Consider the following 13,456-nt stretch of genomic DNA (forward strand, 5'->3'; position numbering starts at 1 on the left):
GACGAAATTACAATTTCCCTAAACAATACGCGAACTAAAAATATTTATTTAATTTTCATATTGTAAAAGAACGTTTACGGCGACAAAGCCGATTCATCTCTTGCGCGAATCTCGCCGATTTTGCCGGCTGATTCAGGTTCGCGCATCAGATCAGCAACGGGCCATCGAAATTGGTGGCACGGAAGAAACCATACTCCCTCACATGAACATTGGTTGGTTCAATAATTCGATAAAAGCGTAAATTATCCTCGCTCGGGTCGATCTCAGAGATCAGCTGCCGCTCTAGCGCTTCAAACATCACTTCATCGACGCGGCATTCAAAAAGCGATTTTTGCACGCGCTGTCCGACACGCTCACACACTTTGGCGACACGGCGCAAGCGACGACGGCCCGCGGAAGTTTCAGTTGAAACATCATAGGCGACGATAACGAGCATGATGATCCTCAACGGGCCATCCAAGGCAGATAGAATTCGTCTTCACCACGTACCGCCCGGGCAAGCAACCGCGCTTGGACAAGCGGAACGAGTCCGAGCGGCATTTTCTGTTCCAACAAAGGGTGGGTGATTTCTTCCTGTTTGCGCTCCTGCCAAGCCAGCACGACGGTACGCCGAGCCTTGTCCGTAAGGAAGATGGACCCCCCGTCCCGTTCGATGAAATCGCCGCTGCTCAGCTGGCCACGATTGATCAGGGTCAGTGCCAGACGATCGCATAAAGGGGAGCGAAACTCCTCTTGGAGATCAAGTGCGAGTGCTGCACGCCCGGGGCGCAAGGCATGCAGAAAGCCGATTTGTGGATCGAGCCCGACGGTTTCCAGAGCCGAGCGACAGTCGTTCATCGAGAGTACATAGAGAAAAGAAAGCAGTGCATTGAATCGATCCCGCGGCGGACGGCGACTTCGGCCGTCGAGGCGAAACCGTTCTCGCTGGGCCGGCTTGACGGCAAGGTTCAAAGCAGCGAAATAAACGCGTGCAGCCTCTCCTTCGATACCGCGCAGTTCATCTAGATCGTGCGCCACGGCCGCGGCACGAAGCGATGCCGCCAAAGCATCGGCCTGGCGTTGCAATTCCAGCCGTTCTGCCCCGGAATCGCTTTCACGCGCAGCGCGCAGAATCACGGTTCGGCCATTGCGCAGTTTGCCAGCAACACACGAACGGGCGAGTTCGAGGGTCTTCTCTGGCGAAGTGGCGGCCGAAAATTGAGCCAAGCGCAATAGCACGTTGCCCGAAACACCCCCTTCGAGGCGAGCCTTGAACCGGCCGTGTTCGTCGAGTAACACGAGGCTTTTTCCGGCCTCGGCCAAAGCATGCATCAATGCTGGCGATACCATCACGTTGCCGAAGCAGACAATGGCACCGAGATGGTGCAGCGGGACTTGCAGCCGTTTCTCCTGCTCCACCTCCACGCGCACCGTACCGTTGTCGAGGCGCAGATAAGACGGTTGCGTCATGACGTAAAGGGTATTCTGCAGGCGGTACATCGCTCATTCCTCTTCGGGCTGGAACAAAACCGACCGTGTTCTGTGAAGAAGACTCCGATCGGCACCCAGTTCCGGCTGGCAGAGCTCGCGCAAGGAACATTCTTTGCAGCGGGCATCGAACGGCGGCAGAGGCAAAGTGCGGCTGGCAAGCATTTGTCGCACGGCGGCGACGGTTTCCTCGACCCGGCGGCGCAACGTCTCGTCGATCGGCACTTCGCGCCGGCGGTGGCTGCTCACATGATAGATGGCCCCCCTTGGCACGGAAACGTGGAGCATTTCCTCCAGGCACATCGCCTGTGCGGCGAGCTGGACTTCGTCGGCGAGGCGGCCACGTTTCCTGCCGTATTTGAATTCGACGGGGAAAACTCGGCCGTCGGGGTGAAACTCGACGAGGTCGGCCTTGCCGGTGAGCCCCAACTGCTCCGACCATAGCGGCAAGGCCCGTTCGCTGCGCACTCCCTGACGCGACACTCCTCCGGGAAGGTCGACGAGCGCATGCGCTGCCCGTCCGCGGGCAGTATGGATGTTTTCCTCGAAGCGCTGTTCGAGGTGAATCAGGGCGCACTGCCGTGGACAATAGACCCAGTGCTGCAGGGCGGAGAGTGCCAAGGGCTCGTCGTCATCCGACATGATGAGGCGCCGCGCACCTTAGCAAAGGCGCAGAAGACGCACGCCTGGAGGGAGGTCCTCTCCATTTATTTTTATGTCATAATCTTCGAATGCGCGCGGCACTTCCACACCCGGCTTACGCCGGATTTGGATGCGTTCGAAGAGTGCGTACGCTGGCGCGTTGCCGAGTTTGGATTCGTGCTCGAAGACGATGAGGGCGCGCGTGGCCATCTCGCCTCGGGCAGCCGAGCGGTCATGTTCGAAGGACTGGCAAATCGCCTGATACAGCAACTGGAGGTCATCTTCATCGAAACCGGTCTGGTCAGCCAGAAACGCCGAGACGAAACCATGCGCGACGTAGAGTCCATACGGCACGGTATGCTTGCGCCCCATGGTGCGGTTGTCTCCCTGCTGCTTTGCCGCCTCTTCTTCTGTGGCAACCGCCATACGCGTGATGGAATGTTCCTGCGCGACGATAGGCTCGACCGAGCGGGCGAACGTCAACTGCACTGGTCCGCGCACCTGGCCGCAGTTTACGCCGGTGGACATCACTGCCCCGAACGTGCGCACATCGAAGAAATTCTGGCACATCCATCGCCTGGCTCGCTCGACGGCGTCGCCTCCGCCCTTGCGTTTCTTCTTGCCTTTCTTGCCCTCCTCGTTTTCGGCGGCATCCTCTTGGAGCTCTATACCGAGCGCGGCATAGGCACGCTTGTTTTGCAGATTGAGGATGGCTTTCTCACGCACATAGATTTCATAGCGCTTCTCGCCAGGTTGAGGCGCGTTTTCGGTTTGATCGTGGGTCATGGCCACGAAATTGCGAATCTTGCGTTTGAGCGCGACATCGGTAACCAAACCATGACCGGTTTCGGCATCGATGCGAGGCAGGTTGCCGGCATCGGGGTCCCCGTTGGGGTTGCCGTCCTTGACATCGAAAATCCAGACGAAGTCGTAGCGGTGTTGCAGGCTCATGGGCGTTGCTCCTCGGCGAGGGCCGTCGTAGATTCAAAAGACTCTTTGGCGGTCTTGGTAAAGAAAGCTTGACGCTGCTGGTAGTATCCCAATGCAAAGCGGGCTTGGTCGGCAAGCGGAAGAATCCTGGGCGGAAAGCCCGACGGATCGAATCCGTCCATGATCTCCCCAATGACCCGTTCGTACCAACGAGCCTTGCCCTCGGAGAGCTTGGCTAGATGATGAGTGGATAATCGCAGCAAGGTGGAAAATACCGCAGCCGGAGTGCTGCTCGCAGCACCATAGTAGCGCTCGCGGATGGTGGTATTGAGCCCGGGGCTAGCCTCTTCTTGAATTCGTTCGAGCACGGCAAAGAGCCGCCCCAAGCGGTAGCCGACATTGGGATTGTCTGGATCGAGCATCGGTGGAATCTCCTTGACGGGAAAGGTAGACCTGCGGTCGCGCCGGTTGAGGAACGCACGCAGCAGCGCCGCACGGGGATAGTTCACTTCGCGCTCGGCGCGGCAGCGGTTGACGGCGAGCACGAGGAGCCCATAGGGATAGGGCAACCCCTCGAAGATCGCACGGACCAGTTCTCCTCCCAGCCGCGGTGGAATGTTGTCCGCTTTGTGTTGCACGGCCAACGAGGCAAGGAGTCGAAAAAGGGAGAGGTACTCGGGCTCACCTGGCTTGTGGACGATCCCGATGTCCTCGAAATGCTGGCGGACACGCTGTGCGAGCTCCATGGCCGTACCCGATTCGAAAAACCGGATCGCAATGCGAGCTGCATTAGGTGCGAGGCCGAGTACATAGAAGCGCGTATCGTCCTCGCCCACGGCAAAACGCCCCCGCTGGATCGCCTCATAGATGGTACGCACCGCCTCGGTTTGCCGGTCGGGATCATCGCGAACCGGCTCACCGAAGAGATCGGTGAGGCATTCTTCGAGCTCGTGCGGCTCCTCGGCCCAGAAGACGATCGCGGTGTCCCCCACCTGGACACGCTGCCGCGATTCTCCAGCCAGAAGATGGTTCAATGCCGTCGTGTAGGCAAAGGCCGCAGGTTTGCCGACAGGCGCATTGGCCCCTTGGCTCTTGCCCCAGGAATTGAATGCACCCAGATTGAACGAGACGATGTTCGCACCGCTCGTTTGAGCACCCCATACCCCCTTGATGGGGGGATGCAGTCGGGCCAAAGCGGCGGATTCGCCTCGCACCAGACAGATTCCCTCTTTCGTCTCTTCCTCACCGACACCGTCGGCCACGGCAGTGACGGCCGCACGCTGGCATACGAGCTCGACGTCCTCTTGAAGACGGAAGCTAAGATACGGATTGATGCGCTTGATTTCTTCCCAAGCAGGAAACGCGGCGAGGCGTTCCTCGAGCTGATCGGGATCGAGTCGAGCGAGAAAAGCGCGCACCGCGGCAACTCCGGGATCGTTTTTTACTTCCTCGGGCAGCGCCTCGATACGGGCGCGGAACGCCTCGTGCTGTCGCGCGACACGCTCGGGATCGTCACGGGTATCGATGCCGAGTACGTATTCGGCGGTATCCCACAGCAGATTGGCGGCTACGCCGGAAGTCTTCTTCACTGCCTGGGGAACGAGGAAACGGGTGGCCGTCTTCTTTTTGCCGCTACCGCTGCGGGTATCGCTGATCTGCACCAGGGTGCCGTCACGAGCGAGCTCCAGGATGAAGGGGATTTCCTTTTCTTCGAACCCATAAGGCGGCAGTCGTTTGGCCGGATCGGGATCGGCCTGTTTGCGGCGGTAATAGGCGTCGAGCGCTTGGAGAATCATCTTTTCACCTCAGGGGCATCCCATGCAGGCACCTCGACGACACCTCGAACGAGCCGCGCCTTGAAAAACATCGCCTGCGGATCGAATGGATCGCTGTAATCCAGATCGTATAGTATGTAACCGAGTTCGCGCGTCTCGTCGATGGGAGGGCGGCGTGTCCGCTCATCGTCTGGATCCTCTACGAGCCGAAAAGCGGCGGCGAATTCACGCGTCCCAAGATAAGGTTGGTTGACGCACTGCCCCTTTCGGGCGCGGCGTATGAACATTTCGGCATATTTCTGCGGCGTCTCGTCATCCTGCGACGTCAAGGCGATGTCTCGAGCGTCCCCAAGCCGACGATATGCGTGGCGATGCGGTAGGAATTCCATCTCGGCATGAATGCGGTAGGCGACATCGCGCAACAGAAGGGCCGCCCGCTGCTGGCGTTCCTCGTCGACGTACTGGGCGAGCATCCCCATGCCGGAGTTCATCGCCTCTTCGACGGTACCCAATGCAACGACATTTGCAATCTCGTTGCGTCTGATGTTCGTCCAGCGGATCGGTTCGAGTACTTCGATGCGGCGAATGTGCCAGCGGATACGCGGTTTCCACAGGATCGCCTCGAAACAGGCACGCGCGGCCGATGGCGTGATAACCTCGTAGCTCACGCGCTCGACTTTCATCTCGGGTCGCGTGAAACAAGCCAGAGGGCCGGAGAGTTCGACGCAAAATTTTATCGGCATGATGATCCTCGCTGGAATCAAACGATGGTCATGGCGGGGTTGGTATCCATGCCATCCTGAAGATCGAACCCCAATATCGGATGGTAGAGCCAGTCGCTTTCCTGAACGAACACGCCCGGCGCAACCTCACGCAGATCGCCCTTGCCGAGCAGGCGATCGACATCCTTACGATAGAGCATGACCATGTAGGGCTGAAGCTTGCGAAGCAGCCAGCGCTGAGGGCCGTCGAGCTCGAGAAGGGCAAGCAGCTCATCGATGCGACAGTCGGTGCCGTCCTCACCACGGTAGCGCACCACGACGGAGGAAGTCTCCTCGTCGTCGATGAGACGGAAAGCCTCGGCCGCAGAGCGAAACCGTACATCCAGCTCTCTACCGGTGGCCAGCATCCGTCCAATCCCTTTCTCATCGAGATCGCAGTCGGAGTAGAACTGCGTGAAATAGGCGGCAAATAAGGATCGCTCAAGCGGGTTTCGGTTTCCCTCGATGCCGTATAAAACCTTGCGGCAAGCGTCTTCTCCTTTCCTCAAGAGGCCGGGCGGGGCGGATTGGGGCGGGACAAACACGATGACCTCTCCTTTCACGAGTTTCCCCTCGCGGTTGCAGCGTCCGGCGGCTTGGGCGATGGAATCGAGCCCTGCGATCGCCCGATAGACAACGGGGAAATCAAGGTCAACGCCAGCCTCCACCAGCTGGGTACTGACCACGCGGGTGGGGATGCCCTCGCCAAGACGCTTCTTGATCTGTCCAATCACCACGGAGCGATGCGCCGGGCACATGAGCGCCGAGAGGTGCAGCGTTCCTTCGGGCATTGCCTGCCATAAAGCGCGGGCATGCGCACGGGTATTGACGATGGCGAGCACCGAGGAATGGCGCGCGAGTTCCTGCGCAAGTTCGCTCCAATCGCGCCGTGCGTTCCAATCGGCGGGCAGATGCACCTGCACCCGGTCGAGCCGTTCATAGAGCCCGTCGGGGTCGGAGACGATTTCACGCACGCCATCGAGCCCACGCACGTTCTTGCGCGGATCGAACGCTTGGCGGCTGGCGAGCACGGGCTGCGTAGCAGTCGAGAGCACGAAGGTCACGCCATAGTGCTCGACGAGCAGATTCATGACATCAAGGATAGGCTGCAGGAACTGCGGCGACAGCAGATGCGCCTCGTCGAGCACGATGATGCTATCGACGAGATTGTGCAGCTTGCGGCAGCGCGATGGACGGTCGGCGAAGAGCGATTCGAAGAGTTGGACATTGGTGGTAACGATGATGGGCGCGTCCCAGTTCTCGCTGGCAAGCCGCGATGCAGACGTTTCGCGCTCCGGTAAGTCCGCCACGTTGCTGTGATGCTCCACGATCGCGTCTTCGCCAAAGACGTCACGATAGACCCTGGCCGTCTGCTCGATGATGCTCGTGTAGGGGATGGCATAGACGATGCGCCGCTTGCCATGGCGCAGGGCGTGCCCGAGCGCAAACGCCATGCTGGAGAGCGTCTTGCCGCCGCCGGTGGGCACCGTAAGCGAAAAGATGCCCGGAGGCTGCTGCGCGGCATCGCGGCATTGTTGCAGCACTTCGGCGCGTACGGCATTGACCGACGTCGGTGCCACCTCGCGTGACTTGCGCGCCATGAATGCGTCGAACCGCGGTGCCAGTTCAGACAGACTCGGCCAACAGTTGCGCGCCGCGAATGTGTCGGGCGACATATAGCGCTCGGTGTCGAGAAAATCTGCGTCGACCAAAGCAGAGAAGAGCAACCGCACCCACAGCGGAAAACCAGCGATTTTTCCTGGGACTTCTTTCAGGTCGGGTTTGAAGTCTCCCGATTCGGTGATCTCTGGTGGAATCGGTTCGGCGAGCGTTTCCATGAGTTCAGCGCGGCTTGCCGGATCGGCGAGACGCTCGCACAAGCCGCCGTACCAGTCGTCGAGCCCAGCGTGATGTCCGGCGATGAGATAGGCGAGCACCCGACCCGGCAAGCCGAACCGATCACAGGCGAGTAATGCCCCTGCGGTAGAGTGTGGCGCCCGGCCCAGTTCGCCTTTGATACTGGCATCCGGCTCGTAGCCGCTCTTGTGGCGGATGTAGCGCTGGAAGCGGAGACGGTATTTGCCCAGATCGTGCCACTGACCGGCAAGCCTCGCCCATCCGGCGCCATAGCGTTCGGCAAACTGCTCTGCGAGTTTTGCTGTTTCGCGCAGATGCGCTGCGAGATCGTGCGGCTCACGCCATGCTTCTCGTTTCTCATCGCGGGCGACGTGGGCGATGTAGTATGGCATGCTTTCCCTCCCTGGAAGTCATACCGGACGGCCATCCAATGGTAGCTCAATCGGCATGCAAAGGGAAAGCAAAAGCATGCCAACATCGTCATGGAATCAGGCTGACATGTCAAGATCTTGGCGAAAAAATTTGGCAATAAAAAAACCGGCCCCGAAAGGCCGGCTTTTTTATTGAACGACGTGCCCTTTCACTCGGCAGCCGGGGTTTCTCCTGTGCTCGGGGTCGTCGACGTCCCCTTGTGAGCAGCCGGGGCACGTTTGCCGTGCGCGGCCGAGCCTTTCTGGTGCGTCGTGCTCTTGGCGCCCGTCTGGCCGGCCGGCTTGTGCGCCCGCTGATGCTTGGTCGGGGTCGTCGCGGAGGCGGGAGTTTCGGTGGAAGACTCCGTTGCTTGGGCGAACACGAAACCGGGCACCGCCAGCACGGCGGCCAGGGCACCGGTGATCAGAAATTTCTTGCTCATCGCTCTTGCCTCTTCGGGAAACACCACATGGTGTCGGGACGTACGATACCAGTACTGTGCCGAGGAGGAATTTTCAAGACGTTTCCGGAATTCAGTCTTCGTCTACGCCGCCGGCGAGCTGGGCTTCGAGCAAGCCGACGCGGCGTTCGAGCTCGGCGAGCTCTTGGCGCAGCTTGATGACCAGCTCGCGCTGCGCTTCGAATTCGTCGCGCGTGACGAGATCCATGCGATCGAACATGGAAGCGAGCAATGCCTTGGCATTCTTCTCGAAATCCTTGAGCGGACTCGTCTCGGCGAGGTGCTTGAGTTTTTGCGCGAGTTCGTCGAACATCGGGGGAGGATTCATGATGTCATCCTTGGAAGTGGCAGGGAATCGCGCCGCAGTGTATCACGCGGTTCCCCGATCACGCCAACCGCCGCTCTTGCCGGCAAGCAATTTGTGCGCCAAGCGCACCCCTTCGACCACACCCAGACCCCGCCCCCACCATTTGAGTGCGGCCTGGGCCGTGCCACGGCGCCCCAGGCGCCACAAAATCGCGCCGCCGGCGAGCGCAAGCGGTACTTTCCAGCGCACGAGGGTACGCCAGGCGTCGTCGACGGGGCGCACAGACTCGCGCCATTCGGCGGCAGCCTGAGCCGTGCGTTGGCGGTGCGCGGCGATACGCGCCTCCAGCTCGGCCTTGCGGGCGGCGAGTTCCTCGCGGCGCATCAGGCCCCCTCCCTGGGTTCGGCGAGCAGCTGCCGGTCGGTGGCAAGCTGCGAGAGCGTGGCGCGCAGCAAGGTACGCTGCCGCGCCAGGCGGCGCAAACGCCAGGCGGCGAACGCAGCCGCCCCAAGAAAGGCGACGGCCACCCCCGCAATGGCGGTGAGCCGATGGGTCTCCCAGCACGCGACGATGACGAGCACGCCGACGAAGGCCAGCCCCAAGGCACCCAAGGCCAGACTCAAACCGGCGAGCAGGAGCAGATCGAAGAGCCGTGCGCGCTCTTCTTCCAGTTCGAGCACCGCCAGCCGCAGGCGCAGCTCGCCGCCTTCGAGCAGATGTTCGAGCAGCCGCTTGGAGGCGCCGAAGACGCGCTCCATCGGGCCGGCGGGGCGTTCCATCAGCGGCGGCCCATCAGCAAACCGATCAGCATGCCGACGGCGGCTCCCAGGCCGATGCTGGTCCAAGGGTGCTCGCGCACGTAGCCTTCGGTCTGCTGCGCGGTGGTGCGCAGCGTGGTGCTCGCCTGCTGGTAGAGCTCGGTGCCGCGCTCTGCGAGCCGTGCCCGGGTTTCTGCCAACCGGGCGCGGGCACGCTCACGCAACTCACGGATCTCGCTGCTCGTTTCATTGGCCGTGGCAAGCAGCAGCTCATCCAGGGTTTGCGCCAGGTTGCGCAGGTCCTCTTTCAGTTTGTCGGCACTGGCTTGCGGTGTGGGCGTGGCTTGCGAGGGTACGTTTTGCTCGTTCATGGTAAACCTCCGTGAAAAAATCGAACTATGCTCATTCTAGGTGATAGGACCCACGAAGGCAAAAAACGTGCGATTTCAAGGTGCGAGCCGTTCCTGGTGTCGACCCAAGCCGAGATAGGCTTCGATCACGCGCGCGTCGGTGGCGAGCTCGTGGGCGGGTCCCTGCATGGTGACCTCGCCCATCTCGAGCACGTAGCCGTAGTCGGCCACCTGCAGCGCGGCACGGGCGTTCTGCTCCACCAGGAGGATGGAGACGCCGCGCTCGCGCAGGGAGGCGATGATGCGGAAAATCTCGCGCACGATGAGCGGCGCCAGCCCGAGGGAGGGCTCGTCGAGCATGAGCAACCGCGGCTTGCCCATCAGGGCGCGTCCCACGGCGAGCATCTGCCGCTCGCCGCCCGAGAGGGTGCCGGCGGCCTGGGTGCGCCGCTCCTCGAGGCGGGGAAAGAGGGCGTACACTTCCCGCAGCGTGTCGCGATAGTCCCGCTCGCCGCGCCGGTAGCGCTGGAAGGCGCCGAGCACGAGATTGTCCTCGACGCTCATCTCGCCGAAGAGCTCGCGTTTCTCCGGTACCAGCGCCATGCCGCGGGTCACGAGATATTCGACGTCGGGGTGTGGCTGCGGCTCGCCGTCGAAGACGATCTCGCCACGCGAGGGCAGCAGCCCCATGATGGCGGAGAGCAGGGTCGTCTTGCCGGCTCCGTTGGGACCGATGACGGTGACGATCTGCCCTGCTCCCACCCGGATGCCGGCCTGGTGCAGCGCCTCGACCTTGCCGTAGGAAACGCACAGCCCGCACACTTCGAGCAGCGGCTTGGTGTCGGCGCTCATTGCACTCCTCCCAGATAGGCTTCGAGCACGGCCGGATCCTGCTGCACTTCCTCCGGTAGCCCTTCGGCGATCTTCTGGCCGAATTCCATCACGACGACGCGATCGGCCAGCCCCATGACGAAGTCCATGTCATGCTCCACCAGCAAAATGCCCATGCCTTCGGCGCGCAGCCGGTCAAGCAGCTCGGCGAGCGCCTGCTTTTCCTTGTGGCGCAGGCCGGCAGCGGGTTCGTCGAGCAGCAGCAGACAAGGATCGGCGCACAGGGCGCGGGCGATCTCGACGATGCGCTGCTGGCCGAGCGCGAGCGCCCCGGCCTCGGTGAAACGGTGCTCCCACAGCCCCACCCGTTCGATCTGGCGAGCCGCTTCGGCGAGCAGCCGCGCTTCCTCCTTGCGCTCCAGATGCAGCATGGCGGAGAACACGCCGGCACGGCCGCGCAGGTGCGCCCCGAGGGCGACGTTCTCGAGCACGGAGCGGCCAGACAGCAGCCGGACGTGCTGGAAGGTGCGGCTCATGCCCATGCGCGCGATCTCGCGCGACGATTTGCCCGTGACGTCCTCGCCGAGGAAGAAGATCTTGCCCTCGGTGGGCGTATCCACGCCGGAGAGCTGGTTGAACATGGTGCTCTTGCCTGCTCCGTTGGGGCCGATGAGGGCGAGGATTTCCCCGGCCTTGACGGTGAGGCTCATCTTGTCGTTCGCCACCAGGCCGCCGAAGCGTTTGGTGACTTCACGTGCCTCCAGGATCACCGTGCCGCGCTGCGGTTTGGGGCGCTGCGGCAGCGGCTCCAGGGTCGGATCGAGCCGCGGCGGCTCGGCCGCCACCGGTGCCCGGCGCACGAGGATGGGCCACAATCCCTGGCGGGCGCGATGCAGCACCAGCACCATGAGGAGCCCGAAGACGATCGTTTCGAAATTACCGCTCTGCCCGAGCAGTTGCGGCAGCCAGTCCTGCAGCCATTGCTTGGCGAGCGTGATGACGAGCGCCCCGACGATCGCGCCCCAGACGTAGCCCGAACCGCCGATCACCGCCATGAAGAGGTATTCGATGCCGATGTTGATGCCGAAGGGAGAAGGGTTGACGAAACGCTGCAGGTGCGCGTACATCCAGCCGGCCACGCAGGCGAGCACCGCGGCCACGACGAAGATCACCATCTTCTGGCGCGAGGTGTCCACCCCCATCGCCTCGGCCATCACCAGGCCGCCACGCAGGGCGCGGATCGCCCGCCCTTCGCGCGAGTCGAGAAGATTGCTGATCATCCAGATCGCGGCGAGCAGCACGGCCCAAGCGAGGTAATAGAAGTGCGTCGGGTCGATCAACTCGAATCCGAAGATCGCGATCGGCGGCAGGCCGCCCATGCCGGTGTGCCCGCCGAGCCATTCGAGGTTGCCGAAGAGAAAGAAGAGGCTGATGCCCCAAGCGATCGTGCCCAGAGGCAGATAGTGTCCGGACAGGCGCAGGGTGATCGAGCCGATGACGAGTGCCGCCGCCAGGGTGAGCACGAGCCCGACGACGAGGCCGCCCCAGGGGGAACCCTGCGCCCACGCAAGCCAGCCCGGCAACTCGTGAAACGTGGTGACCACGGCGGTGGCGTAGGCGCCCAGGCCGACGAAAGCCGCCTGTCCGAAACTGGTGAGTCCGCCGATGCCGGTGAGCAGCACCAGGCCCAGCGCCACGAGGGCATACAGGGCGATGTAGTCGAGCAGGCTCACCTGGAAGGGGCGCAGCACGAGGGGCGCGAGCACGACCAGGACGATGAAGGCCGCGAGGGCACCGCGGCGGGGAATGCCGCGCCGGCCGGCGGACGATTGGGCGGGGGAAAGCGCTTTCGTCATTCTTCCTCCTCCTCGACGTGGTGGGTGCGCAGCGACCGCCAGAAGAGCACGGGGATGATGAGCGTGAAGACGATCACTTCCTTGTAGGCGCTCGCCCAGAAGGAGCTGAACGATTCGAGCAGCCCGACGAGCAGCGCCCCGGCTGCCGCGGCGGGATAGGCCGCGAGCCCGCCGATGATGGCGGCGACGAACCCCTTGAGCCCGATGAGGAATCCCGTGTCGTAGTAGATGGTGGTGATGGGGCTGACGAGGATGCCGGAGATCGCGCCGATCGCCGCAGCGAGCATGAGCGTGAGCCGGCCGGCGAGGTTGGGCGAGATGCCCATGAGGCGCGCCCCGTTGCGATTGACGGCGGTGGCGCGCAGCGCCTTGCCGTAGATCGTGCGGCTGAAGAACTGCGCCAGCAGCACGATGAGGGCGAGCGATGCCCCCACCACCCAGATCGCCTGCCCCGGAATGCGCAAGGGGCCGACGAGGAAATTCTCGTCCCACAACGGCAGGGTACGATAGCCCTCGGCGCCGAACATCCACAAGCCCAGGCCAACGAGGGCGACGTGCACCGCCACCGCCACGATGAGCAGCACCAGCACCGGCGCGGAGGCGATCGGCTGGAAGAAGACGCGGAACATCATCGGCCCAAGGGGCACCACCAGGGCCAGGGTGAAGGCGATGCGCGCCAGCTGTCCGGCACCGCGCCAGTCGACGAGCGATGCGAGCGCCCACAGGGCGAACGGATAGACGAGATTCCAGCCGAGCACCCGCGCGCGGTAGCGCCAGTCGTGGCGCGCCACGAGCGCGCCCGCCTCCATGGCACACACGGCCAACCCTCCGGCAAGCACCAGCCAGACGGTACCGGGAAAGCGCCCGTTCTCGAGCATGGCCAGCGTGAGCGCCGAAAAGGCGACGAACTCGCCCTGGGGGATGAAGATGATGCGCGTGACGGTGAAGACCAGCACCAGGGCAAGCGCGAGCAGTACATAGACCGCCCCGTTGACGATGCCGTCTTGCGTCAGGATCAACGCGATCGAAGAATCCATGGACACGATCCTCG

The 13,456-nt window shown here is 62.5% G+C and carries 15 protein-coding genes; all 15 read right to left on the bottom strand.

Translation table 11 applies throughout. The features are described from left to right. Positions 1 to 145: 145 nt before the first annotated feature. Positions 146 to 436, bottom strand: coding sequence for a CRISPR-associated endonuclease Cas2 (gene cas2, locus H607_RS0109125; RefSeq protein ID WP_028875181.1), 291 nt, complete (start codon positions 434 to 436; stop codon positions 146 to 148). An 8-nt stretch (positions 437 to 444) separates the two neighbouring features. Further along, entirely contained in the window at positions 445 to 1,479 is a 1,035-nt protein-coding gene (cas1c, locus tag H607_RS0109130) for a type I-C CRISPR-associated endonuclease Cas1c (RefSeq protein WP_028875182.1), read from the bottom strand. Between the two features lie 3 nt (positions 1,480 to 1,482). Continuing rightward, positions 1,483 to 2,109, bottom strand: a complete 627-nt coding sequence (cas4, locus tag H607_RS0109135) for a CRISPR-associated protein Cas4 (RefSeq protein ID WP_028875183.1) — start codon at positions 2,107 to 2,109, stop codon at positions 1,483 to 1,485. 18 nt (positions 2,110 to 2,127) lie between these two features. Further along, positions 2,128 to 3,060 (bottom strand): type I-C CRISPR-associated protein Cas7/Csd2, encoded by a 933-nt coding sequence (gene cas7c, locus H607_RS0109140; protein ID WP_028875184.1) that lies wholly within the window; start codon positions 3,058 to 3,060, stop codon positions 2,128 to 2,130. Further along, positions 3,057 to 4,835 carry a type I-C CRISPR-associated protein Cas8c/Csd1 gene (gene cas8c / locus H607_RS0109145; protein WP_028875185.1) on the bottom strand — a complete coding sequence of 593 codons (1,779 nt, stop codon included), beginning with the start codon at positions 4,833 to 4,835 and terminating at the stop codon, positions 3,057 to 3,059. The genes cas7c and cas8c overlap by 4 nt, the downstream gene beginning before the upstream one ends. After that, positions 4,832 to 5,557: a type I-C CRISPR-associated protein Cas5c gene (gene cas5c / locus H607_RS0109150; RefSeq protein ID WP_211218532.1), complete on the bottom strand. Its 726-nt coding sequence runs from the start codon at positions 5,555 to 5,557 to the stop codon at positions 4,832 to 4,834. Before cas5c ends, cas8c begins: the two co-directional genes overlap by 4 nt. A gap of 17 nt (positions 5,558 to 5,574) precedes the next feature. Beyond that, the gene (locus H607_RS0109155; RefSeq protein ID WP_028875187.1) at positions 5,575 to 7,824 is read right to left on the bottom strand and encodes a CRISPR-associated endonuclease Cas3''; all 2,250 of its coding nucleotides are present in this window, start codon (positions 7,822 to 7,824) and stop codon (positions 5,575 to 5,577) included. A gap of 188 nt (positions 7,825 to 8,012) precedes the next feature. Continuing rightward, positions 8,013 to 8,285, bottom strand: a complete 273-nt coding sequence (locus H607_RS0109160) for a hypothetical protein (protein ID WP_028875188.1) — start codon at positions 8,283 to 8,285, stop codon at positions 8,013 to 8,015. Positions 8,286 to 8,376: 91 nt separating this feature from the next. Next, a complete protein-coding gene (locus tag H607_RS0109165; RefSeq protein ID WP_028875189.1) occupies positions 8,377 to 8,631 on the bottom strand; it encodes an accessory factor UbiK family protein in 255 nt (84 codons plus the stop codon). Between the two features lie 42 nt (positions 8,632 to 8,673). Further along, complete coding sequence (locus H607_RS0109170; RefSeq protein ID WP_028875190.1) at positions 8,674 to 8,994, bottom strand: hypothetical protein; 321 nt, start codon at positions 8,992 to 8,994, stop codon at positions 8,674 to 8,676. Then, positions 8,994 to 9,389 carry a phage holin family protein gene (locus H607_RS0109175; protein WP_028875191.1) on the bottom strand — a complete coding sequence of 132 codons (396 nt, stop codon included), beginning with the start codon at positions 9,387 to 9,389 and terminating at the stop codon, positions 8,994 to 8,996. The genes H607_RS0109170 and H607_RS0109175 overlap by 1 nt, the downstream gene beginning before the upstream one ends. Further along, positions 9,389 to 9,739, bottom strand: a complete 351-nt coding sequence (locus H607_RS0109180; protein ID WP_028875192.1) for an ElaB/YgaM/YqjD family protein — start codon at positions 9,737 to 9,739, stop codon at positions 9,389 to 9,391. The genes H607_RS0109175 and H607_RS0109180 overlap by 1 nt, the downstream gene beginning before the upstream one ends. Positions 9,740 to 9,814: 75 nt before the next feature. Beyond that, on the bottom strand, positions 9,815 to 10,570 hold the full coding sequence (locus H607_RS0109185) for an ABC transporter ATP-binding protein (RefSeq protein ID WP_028875193.1): 756 nt from the start codon (positions 10,568 to 10,570) through the stop codon (positions 9,815 to 9,817). After that, positions 10,567 to 12,405, bottom strand: coding sequence for a branched-chain amino acid ABC transporter ATP-binding protein/permease (locus H607_RS12440; RefSeq protein WP_051240798.1), 1,839 nt, complete (start codon positions 12,403 to 12,405; stop codon positions 10,567 to 10,569). Before H607_RS12440 ends, H607_RS0109185 begins: the two co-directional genes overlap by 4 nt. Beyond that, positions 12,402 to 13,442 (bottom strand): branched-chain amino acid ABC transporter permease, encoded by a 1,041-nt coding sequence (locus H607_RS0109195; protein WP_028875194.1) that lies wholly within the window; start codon positions 13,440 to 13,442, stop codon positions 12,402 to 12,404. The genes H607_RS12440 and H607_RS0109195 overlap by 4 nt, the downstream gene beginning before the upstream one ends. Positions 13,443 to 13,456: the final 14 nt, after the last annotated feature.

It is taken from the genome of Tepidiphilus margaritifer DSM 15129, assembly GCF_000425565.1.
GTDB classification, from domain to species: Bacteria; Pseudomonadota; Gammaproteobacteria; order Burkholderiales; family Rhodocyclaceae; genus Tepidiphilus; species Tepidiphilus margaritifer.

Excerpts from the sequence above, each read along its gene's own strand:
- cas2 (WP_028875181.1), bottom strand. The coding sequence starts at position 436 with ATGCTCGTTATCGTCGCCTATGATGTTTCAACTGAAACTTCCGCGGGC.
- cas1c (WP_028875182.1), bottom strand. The coding sequence starts at position 1,479 with ATGTACCGCCTGCAGAATACCCTTTACGTCATGACGCAACCGTCTTAT.
- cas4 (WP_028875183.1), bottom strand. The coding sequence starts at position 2,109 with ATGTCGGATGACGACGAGCCCTTGGCACTCTCCGCCCTGCAGCACTGG.
- cas7c (WP_028875184.1), bottom strand. The coding sequence starts at position 3,060 with ATGAGCCTGCAACACCGCTACGACTTCGTCTGGATTTTCGATGTCAAG.
- cas8c (WP_028875185.1), bottom strand. The coding sequence starts at position 4,835 with ATGATTCTCCAAGCGCTCGACGCCTATTACCGCCGCAAACAGGCCGAT.
- cas5c (WP_211218532.1), bottom strand. The coding sequence starts at position 5,557 with ATGCCGATAAAATTTTGCGTCGAACTCTCCGGCCCTCTGGCTTGTTTC.
- H607_RS0109155 (WP_028875187.1), bottom strand. The coding sequence starts at position 7,824 with ATGCCATACTACATCGCCCACGTCGCCCGCGATGAGAAACGAGAAGCA.
- H607_RS0109160 (WP_028875188.1), bottom strand. The coding sequence starts at position 8,285 with ATGAGCAAGAAATTTCTGATCACCGGTGCCCTGGCCGCCGTGCTGGCG.
- H607_RS0109165 (WP_028875189.1), bottom strand. The coding sequence starts at position 8,631 with ATGAATCCTCCCCCGATGTTCGACGAACTCGCGCAAAAACTCAAGCAC.
- H607_RS0109170 (WP_028875190.1), bottom strand. The coding sequence starts at position 8,994 with ATGCGCCGCGAGGAACTCGCCGCCCGCAAGGCCGAGCTGGAGGCGCGT.
- H607_RS0109175 (WP_028875191.1), bottom strand. The coding sequence starts at position 9,389 with ATGGAACGCCCCGCCGGCCCGATGGAGCGCGTCTTCGGCGCCTCCAAG.
- H607_RS0109180 (WP_028875192.1), bottom strand. The coding sequence starts at position 9,739 with ATGAACGAGCAAAACGTACCCTCGCAAGCCACGCCCACACCGCAAGCC.
- H607_RS0109185 (WP_028875193.1), bottom strand. The coding sequence starts at position 10,570 with ATGAGCGCCGACACCAAGCCGCTGCTCGAAGTGTGCGGGCTGTGCGTT.
- H607_RS12440 (WP_051240798.1), bottom strand. The coding sequence starts at position 12,405 with ATGACGAAAGCGCTTTCCCCCGCCCAATCGTCCGCCGGCCGGCGCGGC.
- H607_RS0109195 (WP_028875194.1), bottom strand. The coding sequence starts at position 13,442 with ATGGATTCTTCGATCGCGTTGATCCTGACGCAAGACGGCATCGTCAAC.